Origin of the sequence: Acidovorax sp. SUPP3334, from assembly GCF_030159055.1 — a bacterium.
Taxonomy (GTDB): Bacteria; Pseudomonadota; Gammaproteobacteria; order Burkholderiales; family Burkholderiaceae_C; genus Paracidovorax.
In genome coordinates this window covers 60,590-75,931 of sequence record NZ_BQXQ01000022.1, presented here as the reverse complement: position 1 = coordinate 75,931, position 15,342 = coordinate 60,590, and the positions used below count along the sequence as shown (strand labels likewise).

Genomic DNA, 15,342 nt, shown 5'->3' with positions numbered 1-15,342 from the left:
GCAGACAGGTGAGCGGCGCAAGTTCTCGATCAATTTCAGTAATCAGGCTGCCAATCGACGGTGATGCGGCGCTCGGACAGTTCCACCTTGTCGATGAACGCAGAGACAAATGGAATCATGCGCTCCTGCTCCTTGCCCTCGTGCTGATAGGCCAGCACCAGGGTGGTCTGCGGCCCCGTGGACAGCAGTTCGCGCACGTGGCCAAGGGGGATGCCCTCCCGATTGACGACGGCCAGACCGATCAGGTCGACCCAGTAATACTCGTCCTCGGCAGCCGTGGGGAAGCTCGAGCGAGGCACGAAGATGCGCGCGCCGCGCAACGCCTCGGCGGCATCCCGATCGTCCACGCCTTGCGCCCAGGCCACGACCGTGTCGGAGTGCGGGCGCGCCTGCCGGATCGCGAGCGCCACGGTGCCCTCGAAAAAGCTCTTTGCGCCTTTTTCGCTGGGCTGCAGATACCAGCGCTTGGAAGAGAACAACGCCTCGGGGTCGGCGCTGTATGCCATCACCTTGAACCAGCCCTTTACGCCCCATGCATCGGCAATGCGGCCGATCTCCACCGAGTCGGGCGGCAATTCGGCGGGTTCAAGAACGGGCAGGTTAGGCATGGTGTGCAACAGGATTTCAAAAAAGAAAAAAGGCGGGGTCCGTCAGCAAAACCAACGGAACCCGCCTTCTGTCCGGAGGACGCGGATCAGGCAGCCTTCTTGGCAGCCTGCTTGATCAGACGGTCCACGGTGGGCGACGATTGTGCGCCCACGCTTTGCCAGTAGGTCAGACGGTCTTGCGCAATGCGCAGGCCTTCTTCGCTTTCCTTGGCCGTGGGGTTGTAAAAACCCAGGCGCTCGATGAATCGGCCATCGCGGCGCACGCGCTTGTCGGCCACGACGATGTTGAAGAACGGACGACCTTTGGAGCCGCCGCGGGAGAGTCGAATAACGACCATAATGAATCCTTCGGGTGGTCGCAGCGTAAAGCTGCATGGTTTTTTGCTGCGTTTGAGACACGCGACATGGCCACCCGGCCAGCGACACGCTGCAAAGCCCGCGATTATAGCCACTTCACCCCGCATGCCTACCATCCGCGACAGCCGCAGCGAAGATATCGCTGCCATCACCGCCATTTACCAACACCACGTTCTGCACGGCACAGGCACTTTCGAGGTGGATCCACCGACCGAATCCGACATGGCTGGCCGCCGCGCCGACGTGCTGTCCCGCAGGCTTCCCTACATCGTGGCGGAAAAGGATAGCCAGATTCTCGGGTTCGCCTATGCCAACTGGTTCAAGCCCCGGCCAGCCTATCGCTTCTCGGCAGAGGACTCCATTTACGTGGCGGACACGGCCCGGGGCCTGGGCGTGGGCCGCAAGCTCCTCGATGCGCTGGCGTTGCAGGCGGAAGCGGCGGGTGTCCGCAAGTTGCTCGCGGTGATCGGCGATTCGGCCAACGCCGGCTCCATCGGAGTGCACCGTGCCGCCGGCTTCACCGAAGTCGGCGTGATGCGCTCGGTGGGCTGGAAATTCGGCGCGTGGCGCGACATCGTGCTCATGGAAAAGGCGTTGGGTGCAGGCGACACCACTTCGCCGGAATGATCGGACGGCAATGAAGAACAAAACCGTCGCCGCCTGGCTGGCTTTTGTGGGCGGACCTCTGGGATTGCACCGCTTCTATCTGCATGGCCTGTCGGACATGGCGGGCTGGCTGCTGCCCATTCCCACGGCGCTGGGAATCTACGGCATTCAGCGCGTGCAGGAACTGGGACAGGACGACCATGCAAGCTGGCTGCTCATCCCGCTGCTGGGTTTCACCATTGCGGGCTGTGCCCTGCGAGCGATTCTGTACGGGCTGATGACGCCGGAGAAATGGAATGCCCGCTTCAATCCAGCCGCATCACCAGAGGCCCCCCCCGGGAGAACGCACTGGTTCACGATCTTTGCCATGGCGCTGTCGCTGCTCGTGGGCACCGCCGTACTGATGGCGAGCCTGGCCTTCAGCTTTCAGCGCTATTTCGAATACCAGATCGAGGAAGCCCGCAAGATTTCCCAGTAGTGGGATTCGGCATCAAAAGTGCCTTATGCCCTAGAGAATATTGTGGTGAAAGCTATAAAAAATATAGCAAACCTCCCCCATCAACCTACCCCGCAGTCGATCAGTAGAGCTGCAGGCTGACCCAGTACGCGATAGCGGCCACGAACGCGCTGGCGGGAATGGTCAAGATCCATGCCCAAACGATGTTGCCCGCAACGCCCCAGCGCACCGCACTGGCCCGCTGGGTGGAACCCACGCCGACGATGGCGCCGGTGATGGTGTGGGTGGTGGAGACCGGAATGCCCAGCGCCGTGGCGATGAACAGCGTCATCGCCCCGCCCGTTTCCGCACAGAAGCCGCCGACGGGCTTGAGCTTGGTGATCTTCTGCCCCATGGTCTTGACGATTCGCCAGCCGCCGAACATGGTGCCCAGCCCAATGGCCAGATAGCACGCCACGATGGTCCAGGTGGGCGGCGAGGTGTCGGATGCGGACGCATAGCCGGTGGCGATCAACAGCAGCCAGATGATCCCGATGGTCTTTTGCGCATCGTTGCCGCCATGCCCAAGGCTATAGGCGCCAGCCGATATGAGTTGCAGGCGGCGGAACCACTTGTCCACCTTGCTCGGCCGCGAACGGCGAAAGATCCATGCGACCGCCACCATCATCAGCGAGCCCAGCAGAAACCCGAGCAGCGGCGAGACGAAGATGAAGGCCACCGTTTTCAGAATGCCAGCCGAGAGCAACGCCCCCGCCCCCGCCTTGGCGATGACCGCGCCCACGATGCCGCCGATCAGCGCATGCGATGAGCTGCTGGGAATCCCGTAGTACCAGGTGATGACGTTCCAGGTGATCGCGCCCACCAGGGCTCCGAAGATCACATGCGTGTCCACCACCCCGGGCTGCACGATGCCCTTGCCGATGGTGGCCGCCACGCTCAAGTGGAAGATGAAGATGGCGATGACGTTGAAGAACGCAGCGAAGAGAACGGCCTGCGTCGGCTTGAGCACCCCGGTGGAGACCACGGTGGCGATGGAGTTGGCGGCATCGTGAAACCCGTTCATGAAGTCGAACAGGATGGCCAGCGCCACCAGGAGCATCACGACCCACAGGGCGGTTTGGACGGTTTCCATGCGTTAGAGCGTGTGTTTCTTCTTGTGGCCAGGATCAGGAGTTCTCGAGGATGATGCCCTCGATGTGGTTGGCCACGTCCTCGCACTTGTCGGTGATGGTCTCCAGCAGCTCATAGATGGCCTTGAGCTTGAGCACCTCGCGCACATCGGGCTCTTCGCGGAACAGCTTGCTCATGGCGCTGCGCATGACGCGGTCGGCATCGCCTTCCAGCCGGTCGATTTCTTCGCAGGTCTTGAGCGCGGCCTCGGCCACAGCCGGGTCGGCAATCTTTTCCAGCAGCTTGACCGCATCGCGGACCCGTTCGCAGCACTTGAGGCTGATATCGGTCAGGCGGGTGATTTCCTCGGTCATGTGGCGCACGTCGTACAGCGCCATGGTTTCTGCCGAGTCCTGGATCAGATCGGCCACGTCGTCCATCGTGTTGATGAGCGAATGGATCTGCTCGCGGTCGATGGGCGTGATGAAGGTCTTGTGCAGCGAGCGGTTGACCTCGTGGGTCACGCGGTCGGCAGCGCGCTCCGCGTTGTCCACGTCCTGGTTGTATTTGTCGCGCAGGTGCGGATCGTTGTAATTGGCGACCAGCTGAGAAAACGCGCGGGCGGCCTCGACGATGCGGTCAGCATGCTGATTGAACATCTCGAAAAAATTGCCCTCTCGGGGCAACAGCTTTCCAAAAAACATGCGGGCTCCTGAACAAACACACCCATCGCCGCGGGAATGCCACGGATGTGACAGGACGATGACACTTTGCGAAAGGCGGGAGTTTAACCGCGCGGCCTGCACAGTCCGGCGCCAGGGCGTGGCCGGCATGCCGCCCCTGCGTCAGGCGACTCCTACAGGCATCTCGCATTCCAGCCCACAAGGCACCCAAAAGGTGCGTCTTACATTGAATCGGCATCCCGTGATCCTGATCTGCACCTGTTCAGACGCATCGTCCTTCTTCTTCCATGCTTTCATGCCAAAGGATTTACCCATGAAAACCACGCTTCGCGTTCTTCCGTGCGTTCTCGCGCTGGCGTTCGGCGCCGTTGCCGCCCAGGCGCAAACGGCCAATCGCGCATCGTCCAACCGCGACTCGTTCATTCCCAGCACGCAACAAGGCTACGTCGGCCTGAGCGGCGGCCAGTCCAAGTACGACCTGCGCAGCGGCACGGGAGGCTTCTCGTTCGATGACAACGACACCGCCTGGAAGATCTACACCGGCGGCTATTTCAACCAGAATTTCGGCATCGAGTTCGGCTATCTGAACTTCGGCAATGCCACCCGCGTGGGCGGCGAAACCAAGGCGCAGGGCCTGAACCTCAGCCTGGTCGGCCGCTTGCCATTGAGCGAGCAATTCGATGTGTTCGGCAAGGTCGGGACCACCTACGGCCGCACCAAGACGTCTGGCAATCCAGGCTTCGGCGTCACCACGGGCGACGACAACGGCTTCGGTCTGTCGTACGGCGCAGGCGTGCGCTGGGCCTTCAATCCTCAATGGGCCGCAGTGGTCGAATGGGAACGCCATCGCATGAACTTTGCCGACGGCAAGTCGGACGTGGACATGACCACGGTGGGCGTTCAGTACCGCTACTGAGCGATTACCGCGCACAAAGAAAAAGGGCCTTGCAAGGCCCTTTTTTCGTTGCACCGACGAATCGGTGCTGCATCGGTTTCAGTTCACTCGCCCAGATAGGCAGCGCGCACGCGCGGATCGTTCAGCAGTTGCTGGCCCGGGCCCGTCATGGTGATGAGGCCCGACTCCATCACGTAGCCTCGGTCGGCAAGTGCCAAGGCGCGGCTGGCGTTCTGCTCCACCAGGACGATGGTCACGCCCAGGGCGTACACGTCACGCACCACCTCGAAGATCTTGTCGACCATGATGGGCGACAGGCCCATGGAAGGCTCGTCCAGCAGCAGCACCTTGGGCTGGCTCATGAGCGCGCGGCCCATCGCCAGCATCTGCTGCTCGCCGCCGGACATGGTGCCGGCCAACTGGTCCTTGCGTTCGCGCAAACGCGGGAAGATGGTGAACATCTTCTCGATGTCGGCCGCGATTCCCGCCTTGTCGTTGCGGATGTAGGCGCCCATCTGCAGGTTTTCGGTGATGGTCATGCGAGCGAACACGCCGCGGCCTTCCGGCACCATCACCAGGCCCTGCTTCACCAGGTCCCAGGCGCCCTTGCCACGGATGCTCTTGCCCAGATACTCGATGTCGCCATCGGCGAACGGCAGCGTGCCGGTGATGGCTTTCATGGTGGTCGTCTTGCCGGCGCCGTTGGAGCCGATCAGCGACACCAGTTCTCCCTCGCGCACCTCGAAGTCCACACCCTTCACGGCCTGGATACCGCCGTATGCCACCTTCAGGCCAGAGACCTTGAGCAACACGTTGTTGGATTTTTCGGCCATTCTCAATGTCCTCCGGTGCCCAGGTAGGCCTCAATCACTTTTTCATTCTTCTGCACGGTGGCAGGCGTGCCTTCGGCGATCTGCTTGCCATAGTCGAGCACGGTAACGCGGTCGCACAGACCCATCACCAGCTTGACGTCATGCTCGATGAGCAAGATGGTGCGGTTGTCGTTGCGGATGCGGTCGATCAGCTCGCGCAACTGCACCTTCTCGGTGGCATTCATGCCGGCCGCAGGCTCGTCGAGCGCGATCAATTGGGGATCGGTCGCCAGGGCGCGGGCGATCTCCAGGCGGCGTTGGTCGCCGTAGCTCAGGGTGCGGGCCTTGTAGTCGGCGAATTTGCCGATGCCCACGTAGTCGAGCAGTTCCTGTGCACGGCGTGCGATCGCGGCTTCTTCCGCCTTGAAGGCCTTGGTGCGCAACACGGCGCCCAGCAGCCCCGACTTGGTGCGGATGTGGCGCCCCACCATCACGTTCTCGAGCGCCGTCATTTCAGCGAAGAGGCGGATGTTCTGGAACGTGCGGGCAATGCCCGCCTTCGCCACTTCATGCACGGCCGTGGGCTGGTAGGGCTTGCCTGCCAGCTCGAAGCTGCCGCTGTCGGGGGTGTACAGGCCAGTGATCACGTTGAAGAACGTGGTCTTGCCCGCGCCGTTGGGGCCGATCAGGCCATAGACCTGACCGCGTTCAATGGTGATGCCGACATCGGACAGGGCTTGCAAGCCGCCGAAGCGCTTGGAAATGCCGGCGACCTTCAGCACCACATCGTTGGATTTCTCTGCCATTTCTAACTTTCAGTGCTGTTCAGGTCTTTTGCGTCAGGCTCTTGCCGTGGTCGGGCGCGGGCCACAGGCCGCGGGGACGCAGCAGCATGATGATGATCATGGCCAATGCGATCAGCAACTGGCGCAGGATGGCGGAGTCGAGGCGGCCGTCGGTCATGGCCTGCAGCGGGCCGGCCACGTAGCGCAGCACCTCGGGAAGAGCGGACAGCAGCACGGCACCCAGGATCACGCCGGGGATGTGGCCGATGCCGCCCAGCACCACCATGGCGACGATCATGACCGACTCCATCAGGCTGAACGATTCGGGCGACACGAAGCCCTGGAACGCACCGAACATGGCGCCGGACACGCCGCCGAACGAAGCGCCCATGCCGAAGGCGAGCAGCTTCATGTTGCGGGTGTTGATGCCCATGGCCTTGGCGGCGATCTCGTCTTCACGGATGGCCATCCAGGCGCGGCCGATGCGGGAGTCCTGCAGGCGGTAGCAGATGATGACGCTCAGCACCACCAGCACGAGGAACAGGTAGTAATACAGCGTCACCGAAGAGATGTCGAAGCCGAACACCTCCAGCCGCTTGCCCAGGTCCAGCCCGAAGACCTTCACCGAGTCGATCTGCCCGATGCCCTTGGGGCCGTTGGTCAGGTTGACGGGGTGGTCCAGGTTGTTCAGGAAGATGCGGATGATTTCGCCGAAGCCCAGCGTCACGATGGCCAGGTAGTCCCCGCGCAGCTTGAGCGTGGGAGCCCCCAGCACCGCCCCGAAGATGGCGGCCACCAGCGCCGCGAGCGGTATGACCAGCCATAGCGAGGTATGCAGCCCGTTGGGGAACATGGCTGCGAACGACTCGAAGGTTTCCGACAGGTGCGGCGACGCCATCAAGGCGAACAGGTAGGCGCCCACGGCGTAGAACGCCACGTAGCCCAGGTCGAGCAGGCCGGCGTAGCCGACCACGATGTTCAGGCCCAGGGCCAGCAGGACATACAGCAGGGCCAGATCGGCGATGCGCACCCAGGCGTTGCCGAAGTACTGCAGCATGAAGGGAAGCAGCAGCAGCGCGATGCCGCCGACGATCCACTGTGCGGGTTTGTTGTTCTTCATGGAGATGGGTTCCTCAGGCGCGATCGGCCACACGCTCGCCCAGCAGGCCCGAGGGGCGCAGCGTGAGGATGATGATGAGCACGATGAATGCAAAGATGTCGGTGTAATGGCTGCCCAGCAGGCCGCCCGTGAGGGTGCCGATGTAGCCCGAGCCGATGGCCTCGATCAGGCCCAGCAGGATGCCGCCCACCACCGCGCCGGCGAGGTTGCCGATGCCGCCGAACACCGCTGCCGTGAAGGCCTTGAGCCCTGGCAGGAAGCCCATGGTGTGCTGTGCGGTGCCGTAGTTGGAGGCGTACATGATGCCGGCGATGGCCGCCAGGATGGCGCCGATGATGAAGGTCGCCGAGATCACCATGTCGGGCTTCACGCCCATCAGGGACGCCACACGGGGGTTTTCCGCCGTGGCACGCATCGCACGGCCGAGCTTCGTGTAGTTCACCAGATACACCAGCGAGGCCAGCGCCACTACGGTCACGCTCAGGATGAGCACCTGCGTGGAGGTGATGACTGCGCCGCCGACCTGGAATGGCGTCGTGGGCAGCAGGGTGGGATACGGCTTGTAGTTGGGCTTCCAGATGATCATGGCCAGCGTCTGCAGCAGGATCGACATGCCGATGGCGGTGATCAGGGGAGCCAGGCGCGGGCTGCTGCGCAGCGGCTTGTAGGCGACCTTCTCGATGACGAAGTTCAGGGCGGCGGCCACGACGCAGGCGATGATCGTCGCCAGCAGAAGGATGACCCAGCCCGGGGCGCCGGGCATGGCCTCTTGCATGAGGCCGATACAGCTCCAACTGGTCAAAGCGCCGATCATCAGCACTTCTCCGTGGGCAAAATTAATCAGCTGAATAATGCCGTACACCATTGTGTAGCCCAAGGCTATCAAGGCGTACATGCTGCCGAGTACCAGACCGTTGATGATCTGCTGCAGCAAGATGTCCATAAAAAAGTCCTTCGTTTGTAACGCGCGCACTTCGCAGGCCGGAATCGGCACCGCCTCGTGAGCCCCGAGTGCCACCTAGCAAAAAACCCGCCAGGAGCGAAGCTGTGCGGGTTTGGTGGACGGGATTGTAGCCAGTTGAATCCCCGCGCCTTTAGCACGTTTGGCGGGGTTTTCCCTTGGAGTGGAGCGTCATCAGCGGGGCGGCGCCTGCATTAGGCACCGTGATGCAGCGGCAGGATTGGGGCCGACGACTTATACGATGCCAGACACCCCAGCTTGACCGATGGTTTATTCATGATTTGATTCACTGTAAAACGTCGTCCGTTACACAAAATCGGCGCTGCACCAGCGGCACGGCACGACATTCAGACGACCGCATGCTGGACGATATTCGCGGCGCAAGAACGCCACGCGCCATTCAGGCACGGCATCGATATTCAGCCACCACACTGACGGGCTCACTCGCTGCCGGCGTCCCGGTCCAGTTGGCGAAGCTGCGAAAGCTTGTCGGCGATCTTGGCCTCCAGACCGCGAGGAACGGGCTGGTACCAGCCGGGTTCCGGCATGCCTTCGGGAAGATAGGTTTCGCCAGCCGCATAGCCTCCCGGCTCATCGTGGGCATAGCGGTAGGCCTTGCCATGGCCCAGCTCCTTCATGAGCTTGGTGGGCGCGTTGCGCAGGTGGTTGGGCACCTCGCGCGACTTGTCTTTCTTGATGAACGCCTTGGCCTGGTTGTAGGCCATGTAGCCCGCGTTGCTCTTGGGCGCCACGGCCAGGTAGATCACGGCCTGGGCCAGCGCCAGTTCGCCCTCGGGCGAGCCCAGCCGCTCGTACGTGAGCGCCGCGTCGTTGGCGAGCTGCATGGCCCTCGGATCGGCCAGCCCGATGTCTTCCCACGCCATGCGAACGATGCGGCGCGACAGGTATCGCGCATCCGCCCCGCCGTCCAGCATGCGGCTGAGCCAGTACAGCGCCGCGTCGGGGTGCGATCCGCGCACGGATTTGTGCAGGGCCGAAATCTGGTCATAGAAGTTGTCTCCGCCTTTATCGAAGCGGCGCGCGTTGAGGGTGAGCGCGCTTTCCAAAAAGGCAGCATCGACCTGCTGCACGCCGCTGGCGCGGGCCGCGGTGTCCGTCTGTTCGACCAGGTTCAGAAGGCGCCGCGCATCGCCGTCGGCATAGCCCACCAGCGTGTCCACCGCTGCATCGTCCAGCCGCAGGTGGGTGAGCACCTTCTCCTGCGCGCGATGCACCAGCTGCTTCAGCTCTTCATCGTTCAAGGCCTGCAGCACATAGACCTGCGCCCGCGACAGCAGCGCCGAATTGACCTCGAACGACGGATTCTCGGTGGTCGCACCCACGAAGGTCACCAGGCCGGACTCCACGAACGGCAGCAGGCCGTCCTGCTGGCTCTTGTTGAAGCGGTGGATTTCATCGACGAACAAAATGGTCTTCCTGCCCAGCGCCAGGTTGTGCTCGGCCTGCTCCATCGACGCGCGGATTTCCTTCACCCCCGAGAAAACGGCCGACAGCGCGATGAACTCATAGCCGAAAGCGCTGGCCGTGAGCCGCGCCAGCGTGGTCTTGCCGACGCCCGGCGGCCCCCAGAGGATCATGGAATGCGGCTTGCCCGACTCGAACGCGAGGCGCAGCGGCCGGCCTGCACCGATCAGGTGCGACTGGCCGATGACCTCGTCCAGGCTGGCCGGGCGCAAGGCTTCGGCCAGCGGTGCGGAAGGGGCGGTAGAAAACAGATCGGCCATGGGCTTGGAGGTCAACGAGAGAGGTCCGTGGAATGAAGTGTCAATGAATGCGCTGCAAGGTGCGGCACCGAGGCGGCCAAGGCGGCCGGCCTACTCGAGCCGACGGCGGCAACGGGAAAGGCCCGAATCCGCCAACCCGCCAAACCGCCAACCGCGTATTGCCGGTTGATTATTCTGCGCCAGCCGCCACCAGCGCTTCGCCCCAGTGCGGTCGCGGGAATGTCACGCACAATGCCGCGGCGCCCGAACGATTCAAACACCTGAGGATGAGCCCCCCATGTCCATCGCTGCCAATGCCGTCGTCGCCCTGATCGCCCTGCTCCATATCTACATCCTGGTGCTGGAGATGTTTCTGTGGGACAAGCCCGCCGGCCTGCGCGCCTTCCGGCAAACGCCCGAGCGGGCTGCCGCCACCAAAGTGCTGGCGGCCAACCAGGGGCTGTACAACGGTTTCCTGGCGGCCGGGCTTTTCTGGGGCCTGTGGCTGGGCGATGCCGGCTTGGGCGTAAAGGTGTTCTTTCTGGTGTGCGTGCTGGTGGCGGGGCTGTACGGCGCTGCTACGGCGGCCCGGAAAATCCTGTTCATCCAGGCCATTCCTGCGGCGGTGGGCCTGGCGCTGGTGCTGCTGGCCGGACGTTGAGGAAGGGCACGCCGCGGCGCCACCGCTGCGGTCGCCCGCCCCTGGGGCCTTAAAGCCTTTTAGGCCTCCAGCGCAATAAAATCAACGGCAGTATGCTACTAAATTTATAGCACCCAACTGCTGATCCATTGCCGCGTAAAGGTATTGCCGCTTTACTGCCGGACCACGTCCGCACCCGCTGGCGGCTTGAATTCGAAGGTCGAAGCCGGCAGCGATGGGCTCGACTGCACGTTGTCAAAGCGGATCGCCGAGCGCTGGCCGAAGCTGTCCAGGATGTCGAGCGCCGCCAGCTGTTCACCGCGAAAACCCACGCGCACGCTCTTGAGTTGCCCGTCCTTGGCCTTCGGGGTCGCCAGCACCCACTGCAGGCCGTCCTGCTCGGGCGAGGATTCGAGCGTGAAATCGGCACGCAGCGCCTGCAGATCGGGCGCCGAGGCCAGCAGGGCGGCAGGCGTCGTGCCCAGGGCCTGCGCCTGCGAGCGCTGGGTGACCTGGTTCAGGTCGGCGTCGTAGAGCCACAGCGTCTTGCCGTCGGCCACGATGGTCTGCTCGAACGGCTTCTTGTAGGCGAAGCGAAAACGCCCCGGGCGCTGAAACTCGAAGGTGCCGCTCGACGTCTTGGTGCGGGCCGTTTCGCCGTCCTTGGGCGGCGACGTGACGGTCTGCGTGAAGTCGGCGCGGCCGGCCGCGGCGCCCTTCATGAACGATTCGAGGCTTTGGAGACCGTCAGCGCTGGCGCACTGGGCTGCGGCGGCGATCAGGGCGGTGAGGATCAGTTTTTTCATGGTTTCTCGGTCGCTGGTGCGAAAGCTGGAGCGTTGACGCGTTGACGGGGATCGCCGGCGTGGCCCGTGCTCATTCGGCGCCGCCGCGGGCGGGCACGAGCACTTCGCGCTGGCCGCTGGTGGTCAGGCCGCTCACGAGGCCGGCCTTTTCCATGTCTTCGAGCAGGCGGGCGGAGCGGTTGTAGCCGATGCGCAGCTTGCGCTGCACGTACGAAATGCTGGCCTTGCGGTCCTTGAGCACCACCTCCACGGCCTGGTCGTACATGGGGTCCTTCTCGCCGCCGTTGCCGTCCGAGTCGCCGAGCGCACCGTCGTCGCCATCGACCGTGCCGCCTTCCAGCACGCCGTCGATGTAGTCGGGCTCGCCATGGCTCTTGAGGTAGCTCACCACGCGGTGTACTTCCTCGTCGGACACGAAGGCGCCATGCACGCGCACGGGCAGGCCGGTGCCGCTGGCCATGTAGAGCATGTCGCCCATGCCCAGCAGGGCTTCGGCGCCCATCTGGTCCAGGATGGTGCGGCTGTCGATCTTGCTGCTGACCTGGAAGGCGATGCGCGTGGGAATGTTCGCCTTGATCAGCCCGGTGATCACGTCCACGCTGGGGCGCTGCGTGGCAAGGATCAGGTGAATGCCGGCCGCGCGGGCCTTTTGCGCCAGTCGGGCGATCAGCTCTTCGATCTTCTTGCCCACCACCATCATCAGGTCGGCCAGCTCGTCGATCACCACCACGATGTGCGGCAGGCGCTGCAGCGGTTCGGGCTCTTCGGGCGTCAGGCTGAAAGGGTTGTAGATGAACTCCTCGCGCGCCTTGGCCTCGTCGATCTTCACGTTGTAGCCGGCCAGGTTGCGCACGCCCAGCTTGCTCATGAGCTTGTAGCGGCGCTCCATTTCGGCCACGCACCAGTTCAGGCCGTGGGCCGCCTGTTTCATATCGGTGACCACGGGCGCCAGCAGGTGCGGAATGCCTTCGTACACCGACATTTCCAGCATCTTGGGGTCGATCATGAGCAGGCGCACATCGCGCGCCTCGGCCTTGTAGAGCAGCGACAGGATCATGGCGTTGATCCCCACCGACTTGCCCGAGCCGGTGGTGCCGGCCACCAGCACATGCGGCATCTTGGCCAGATCGGCCACCACGGGGTTGCCCACGATGTCCTTGCCCAGGCCCATCGTGAGCATGCTCTTGCCCTCGTGGTACACGTGCGACCCGAGGATCTCGGACAGCCGGATCGACTGGCGCTTGGCGTTGGGCAGCTCCAGCGCCATGAAGTTCTTGCCCGGAATCGTCTCGATCACGCGGATGGACACCAGCGACAGCGAGCGCGCCAGATCCTTGGCCAAACCGACGATCTGCGAGCCCTTGACGCCCGTGGCCGGCTCGATCTCGTAGCGGGTGATGACCGGGCCCGGCATGGCAGCGACCACGCGCACTTCCACACCGAAATCCTTCAACTTTTTCTCGATCAGGCGGCTGGTCATTTCCAGGGTTTCGGGCGAGACCGTTTCCTGGCGCTGCGCGGGCGGGCCGTCCAGCAAATCGACCTGCGGCAGGCGGCTGTCGGGCATTTCGGTGAACAAGGGCTTTTGCCGCTCTTTCACCACGCGGGCGCTTTGCGGCACATCGGACAGCACCGGCTCGATGATCTGCACCGGCTGCGGGTGGTGCTGCTCGACCTCGTGGCGCTCTTCCAGCACCACCTCTTCACGCTCCCGCGCGGCGCGCTTGCCGACGGCCAAGTCCTTGGCTTTTTCGCGCTTGGCGCGACCCATCTGCACCAGCGCGTCGATGCGTCCGCCGAGCCGCTCGGCCACATGGCCCCACGAAAAACGGAACACCAGCGCCGCACCCACCACCACCAGAATCACGCCCACCAGCCCCGAGCCGGTGAAACCCAGCCACTTCACGCCGGCGGGCCCGGTGATGTAGCCGATCGCGCCGCCCGCGTGGCCAGGCAACAAAGACTCCAGCCGGTACAGCCGCGACCATTCCAGTCCGGTGCTGGCTGCCATCAGCAGCACCAGGCCGCCCCAGAACATGGCACGGCGCACCATCGGGCTGTGCGCATTGGCGGATGCGTCTTCGCCGCCGCGCATCCAGCGCGCCAGAGAGGCGATCCAGGCACGCACGGCGGCTGCCACGCACCACCACACCGAGAAGCCGAGCGCGAAATAGCTGCTGTCCGCCAGCCACGCCCCGAGGCGGCCAGCCCAGTTGGCCATCACGCGCCCGTCGCCGACGCCGGAGGTGGACCAGGCAGCGTCCTGCCCTGAATAGGTTGCGAGGGCCAGGAGCCAGAAAACCAGCGCCACGAGACCGATTACCAGGCTGATCTCGTGGCCGAAACGGGCTGCCCCGCTGCGTGGCTGCGATTTGCCCGCGGAGGAAGCATTGAGGGTATTGAGGGAATAGGTCATAAAAGTGCGCGGCCAAGCTTACCCGATGCGCATTGCGGGGCATGCACCGGAAACATCGGCAGAGCACCCTCCTCCCAGGCCCGGCTTTTCATCGCTTCTTACAATGGGCGCGATTGAAAAAGCGGCGCCTTCCACCTGCGCCCGCGGGTTGATACTCCGCGGTCGCGGCCACATCTGCCATTCCAGCCCGGCCGCGGGCGCAACAAAGATTTACCTTCCATGTCCAACACGCAACACGCCAAAGTCCTGATCCTCGGCTCCGGCCCCGCCGGCTACACCGCCGCCGTGTACGCAGCGCGCGCCAACCTGAGCCCGGTACTCATCACGGGCATCGCCCAGGGCGGTCAACTGATGACCACGACCGAAGTGGACAACTGGCCGGCGGACGTTCACGGCGTGCAGGGCCCGGACCTGATGCAGCGCTTCCTGGAGCACGCAGAACGCTTCAAGACGCAGATCATCTTCGACCACATCAACAAGGTCGATTTCAGCCAGCGCCCCTTCACGCTGACGGGCGACAGCGGCACCTATACCTGCGATGCGCTGATACTCGCCACGGGCGCTTCGGCCAAATACCTGGGGCTGCCCTCCGAAGAAGCCTTCATGGGCCGCGGCGTCTCGGGCTGCGCGACCTGCGACGGCTTCTTCTATCGCGAGCAGGACGTCTGCGTGGTGGGTGGCGGCAACACGGCCGTGGAAGAGGCTCTCTACCTGTCGAACATCGCTCGCAAGGTCACGCTGGTCCATCGTCGCGACAAGTTCAAGGCCGAGCCGATCCTGGTGGACAAGCTCAACGAGAAGGTGGCGGCCGGCAAGATCGAACTGAAGCTCTTTCACACGCTGGACGAGGTGCTGGGCAACGACGGCGGCGTGACGGGCATCCGCGTGAAGAGCACCGTGGACGGCAGCACCGAAGACATCGCCCTGCAGGGCTGCTTCATCGCCATCGGGCACTCGCCCAACACCGGCATCTTCGAAGGCCAGCTCACCATGGAAAACGGTTACATCGTCACGCAGGGCGGCCTCAAGGGCTTCGCCACGCAGACGAGCGTGCCAGGCATCTTCGCCGCCGGCGACGTGCAGGACCATGTGTACCGCCAGGCCATCACCAGCGCCGGCACGGGCTGCATGGCTGCGCTCGATGCGCAGCGCTTCCTGGAGCAGGATGGCGTCATCTGAACAAAGCGGGCTATAATCTGCGGCTTTGCTGAAATTGAAGGCCGGCTTGCGCCGGCGCTTTTATGAGGCGATCGGGTTACCGCCACCCTGAACTGGCGAGGTGAGGCCGACGACAGGCCTTGCGATCCACGGCGTCGTTCGCTGGCGAATCCGCAGGGCACCCGCTCGAAGGCCGTTGAAAAT

The 15,342-nt window shown here is 63.7% G+C and carries 16 protein-coding genes; 5 read left to right on the top strand and 11 right to left on the bottom strand.

What is annotated here, in order from left to right:
- Positions 1 to 35 precede the first annotated feature (35 nt).
- Together rimM and rpsP are read right to left on the bottom strand one after the other, a co-directional pair.
- Complete coding sequence (gene rimM / locus AVHM3334_RS14030) at positions 36 to 608, bottom strand: ribosome maturation factor RimM (RefSeq protein ID WP_284413196.1); 573 nt, start codon at positions 606 to 608, stop codon at positions 36 to 38.
- A gap of 86 nt (positions 609 to 694) precedes the next feature.
- Positions 695 to 946 (bottom strand): 30S ribosomal protein S16, encoded by a 252-nt coding sequence (gene rpsP, locus AVHM3334_RS14025; protein ID WP_092740838.1) that lies wholly within the window; start codon positions 944 to 946, stop codon positions 695 to 697.
- 124 nt (positions 947 to 1,070) lie between these two features.
- Here rpsP and AVHM3334_RS14020 point away from each other — a divergent pair, with 124 nt between their 5' ends.
- Positions 1,071 to 1,592, top strand: a complete 522-nt coding sequence (locus tag AVHM3334_RS14020) for a GNAT family N-acetyltransferase (RefSeq protein ID WP_284413246.1) — start codon at positions 1,071 to 1,073, stop codon at positions 1,590 to 1,592.
- A 10-nt stretch (positions 1,593 to 1,602) separates the two neighbouring features.
- Positions 1,603 to 2,049: a TM2 domain-containing protein gene (locus AVHM3334_RS14015; RefSeq protein WP_284413194.1), complete on the top strand. Its 447-nt coding sequence runs from the start codon at positions 1,603 to 1,605 to the stop codon at positions 2,047 to 2,049.
- Positions 2,050 to 2,149: 100 nt separating this feature from the next.
- Here AVHM3334_RS14015 and AVHM3334_RS14010 read toward each other — a convergent pair whose 3' ends face one another.
- The gene (locus AVHM3334_RS14010; RefSeq protein WP_092740844.1) at positions 2,150 to 3,160 is read right to left on the bottom strand and encodes an inorganic phosphate transporter; all 1,011 of its coding nucleotides are present in this window, start codon (positions 3,158 to 3,160) and stop codon (positions 2,150 to 2,152) included.
- 34 nt (positions 3,161 to 3,194) lie between these two features.
- Complete coding sequence (locus AVHM3334_RS14005; RefSeq protein WP_092740846.1) at positions 3,195 to 3,842, bottom strand: DUF47 domain-containing protein; 648 nt, start codon at positions 3,840 to 3,842, stop codon at positions 3,195 to 3,197.
- Positions 3,843 to 4,134: 292 nt separating this feature from the next.
- Between AVHM3334_RS14005 and AVHM3334_RS14000 the strand changes: the two genes are divergently transcribed.
- On the top strand, positions 4,135 to 4,737 hold the full coding sequence (locus AVHM3334_RS14000) for an outer membrane beta-barrel protein (protein ID WP_284413191.1): 603 nt from the start codon (positions 4,135 to 4,137) through the stop codon (positions 4,735 to 4,737).
- A gap of 83 nt (positions 4,738 to 4,820) precedes the next feature.
- Here AVHM3334_RS14000 and AVHM3334_RS13995 read toward each other — a convergent pair whose 3' ends face one another.
- From AVHM3334_RS13995 to AVHM3334_RS13975, 5 genes are all read right to left on the bottom strand, one after another.
- On the bottom strand, positions 4,821 to 5,549 hold the full coding sequence (locus AVHM3334_RS13995; protein ID WP_284413189.1) for an ABC transporter ATP-binding protein: 729 nt from the start codon (positions 5,547 to 5,549) through the stop codon (positions 4,821 to 4,823).
- Positions 5,550 to 5,551: 2 nt separating this feature from the next.
- The gene (locus AVHM3334_RS13990; RefSeq protein WP_284413187.1) at positions 5,552 to 6,334 is read right to left on the bottom strand and encodes an ABC transporter ATP-binding protein; all 783 of its coding nucleotides are present in this window, start codon (positions 6,332 to 6,334) and stop codon (positions 5,552 to 5,554) included.
- A 19-nt stretch (positions 6,335 to 6,353) separates the two neighbouring features.
- Positions 6,354 to 7,433 carry an ABC transporter permease subunit gene (locus AVHM3334_RS13985; protein WP_284413185.1) on the bottom strand — a complete coding sequence of 360 codons (1,080 nt, stop codon included), beginning with the start codon at positions 7,431 to 7,433 and terminating at the stop codon, positions 6,354 to 6,356.
- 13 nt (positions 7,434 to 7,446) lie between these two features.
- Positions 7,447 to 8,376: a branched-chain amino acid ABC transporter permease gene (locus tag AVHM3334_RS13980; RefSeq protein ID WP_092740856.1), complete on the bottom strand. Its 930-nt coding sequence runs from the start codon at positions 8,374 to 8,376 to the stop codon at positions 7,447 to 7,449.
- Between the two features lie 458 nt (positions 8,377 to 8,834).
- A complete protein-coding gene (locus AVHM3334_RS13975; RefSeq protein ID WP_284413244.1) occupies positions 8,835 to 10,139 on the bottom strand; it encodes a replication-associated recombination protein A in 1,305 nt (434 codons plus the stop codon).
- A gap of 277 nt (positions 10,140 to 10,416) precedes the next feature.
- Here AVHM3334_RS13975 and AVHM3334_RS13970 point away from each other — a divergent pair, with 277 nt between their 5' ends.
- Positions 10,417 to 10,779 carry a DUF1304 domain-containing protein gene (locus tag AVHM3334_RS13970; RefSeq protein ID WP_284413183.1) on the top strand — a complete coding sequence of 121 codons (363 nt, stop codon included), beginning with the start codon at positions 10,417 to 10,419 and terminating at the stop codon, positions 10,777 to 10,779.
- A gap of 152 nt (positions 10,780 to 10,931) precedes the next feature.
- On the opposite strand, the gene lolA is transcribed toward AVHM3334_RS13970, so the two are convergent.
- Positions 10,932 to 11,564, bottom strand: a complete 633-nt coding sequence (gene lolA, locus AVHM3334_RS13965) for an outer membrane lipoprotein periplasmic chaperone LolA (protein ID WP_284413181.1) — start codon at positions 11,562 to 11,564, stop codon at positions 10,932 to 10,934.
- A gap of 70 nt (positions 11,565 to 11,634) precedes the next feature.
- The gene (locus AVHM3334_RS13960; RefSeq protein WP_284413179.1) at positions 11,635 to 13,980 is read right to left on the bottom strand and encodes a DNA translocase FtsK; all 2,346 of its coding nucleotides are present in this window, start codon (positions 13,978 to 13,980) and stop codon (positions 11,635 to 11,637) included.
- 219 nt (positions 13,981 to 14,199) lie between these two features.
- On the opposite strand from AVHM3334_RS13960, the gene trxB reads away from it, so the two are divergent.
- Positions 14,200 to 15,159, top strand: coding sequence for a thioredoxin-disulfide reductase (trxB, locus tag AVHM3334_RS13955; protein WP_284413177.1), 960 nt, complete (start codon positions 14,200 to 14,202; stop codon positions 15,157 to 15,159).
- Positions 15,160 to 15,342: the final 183 nt, after the last annotated feature.

Excerpts from the sequence above, each read along its gene's own strand:
- rimM (WP_284413196.1), bottom strand. The coding sequence starts at position 608 with ATGCCTAACCTGCCCGTTCTTGAACCCGCCGAATTGCCGCCCGACTCG.
- rpsP (WP_092740838.1), bottom strand. The coding sequence starts at position 946 with ATGGTCGTTATTCGACTCTCCCGCGGCGGCTCCAAAGGTCGTCCGTTC.
- AVHM3334_RS14020 (WP_284413246.1), top strand. The coding sequence starts at position 1,071 with ATGCCTACCATCCGCGACAGCCGCAGCGAAGATATCGCTGCCATCACC.
- AVHM3334_RS14015 (WP_284413194.1), top strand. The coding sequence starts at position 1,603 with ATGAAGAACAAAACCGTCGCCGCCTGGCTGGCTTTTGTGGGCGGACCT.
- AVHM3334_RS14010 (WP_092740844.1), bottom strand. The coding sequence starts at position 3,160 with ATGGAAACCGTCCAAACCGCCCTGTGGGTCGTGATGCTCCTGGTGGCG.
- AVHM3334_RS14005 (WP_092740846.1), bottom strand. The coding sequence starts at position 3,842 with ATGTTTTTTGGAAAGCTGTTGCCCCGAGAGGGCAATTTTTTCGAGATG.
- AVHM3334_RS14000 (WP_284413191.1), top strand. The coding sequence starts at position 4,135 with ATGAAAACCACGCTTCGCGTTCTTCCGTGCGTTCTCGCGCTGGCGTTC.
- AVHM3334_RS13995 (WP_284413189.1), bottom strand. The coding sequence starts at position 5,549 with ATGGCCGAAAAATCCAACAACGTGTTGCTCAAGGTCTCTGGCCTGAAG.
- AVHM3334_RS13990 (WP_284413187.1), bottom strand. The coding sequence starts at position 6,334 with ATGGCAGAGAAATCCAACGATGTGGTGCTGAAGGTCGCCGGCATTTCC.
- AVHM3334_RS13985 (WP_284413185.1), bottom strand. The coding sequence starts at position 7,433 with ATGAAGAACAACAAACCCGCACAGTGGATCGTCGGCGGCATCGCGCTG.
- AVHM3334_RS13980 (WP_092740856.1), bottom strand. The coding sequence starts at position 8,376 with ATGGACATCTTGCTGCAGCAGATCATCAACGGTCTGGTACTCGGCAGC.
- AVHM3334_RS13975 (WP_284413244.1), bottom strand. The coding sequence starts at position 10,139 with ATGGCCGATCTGTTTTCTACCGCCCCTTCCGCACCGCTGGCCGAAGCC.
- AVHM3334_RS13970 (WP_284413183.1), top strand. The coding sequence starts at position 10,417 with ATGTCCATCGCTGCCAATGCCGTCGTCGCCCTGATCGCCCTGCTCCAT.
- lolA (WP_284413181.1), bottom strand. The coding sequence starts at position 11,564 with ATGAAAAAACTGATCCTCACCGCCCTGATCGCCGCCGCAGCCCAGTGC.
- AVHM3334_RS13960 (WP_284413179.1), bottom strand. The coding sequence starts at position 13,980 with ATGACCTATTCCCTCAATACCCTCAATGCTTCCTCCGCGGGCAAATCG.
- trxB (WP_284413177.1), top strand. The coding sequence starts at position 14,200 with ATGTCCAACACGCAACACGCCAAAGTCCTGATCCTCGGCTCCGGCCCC.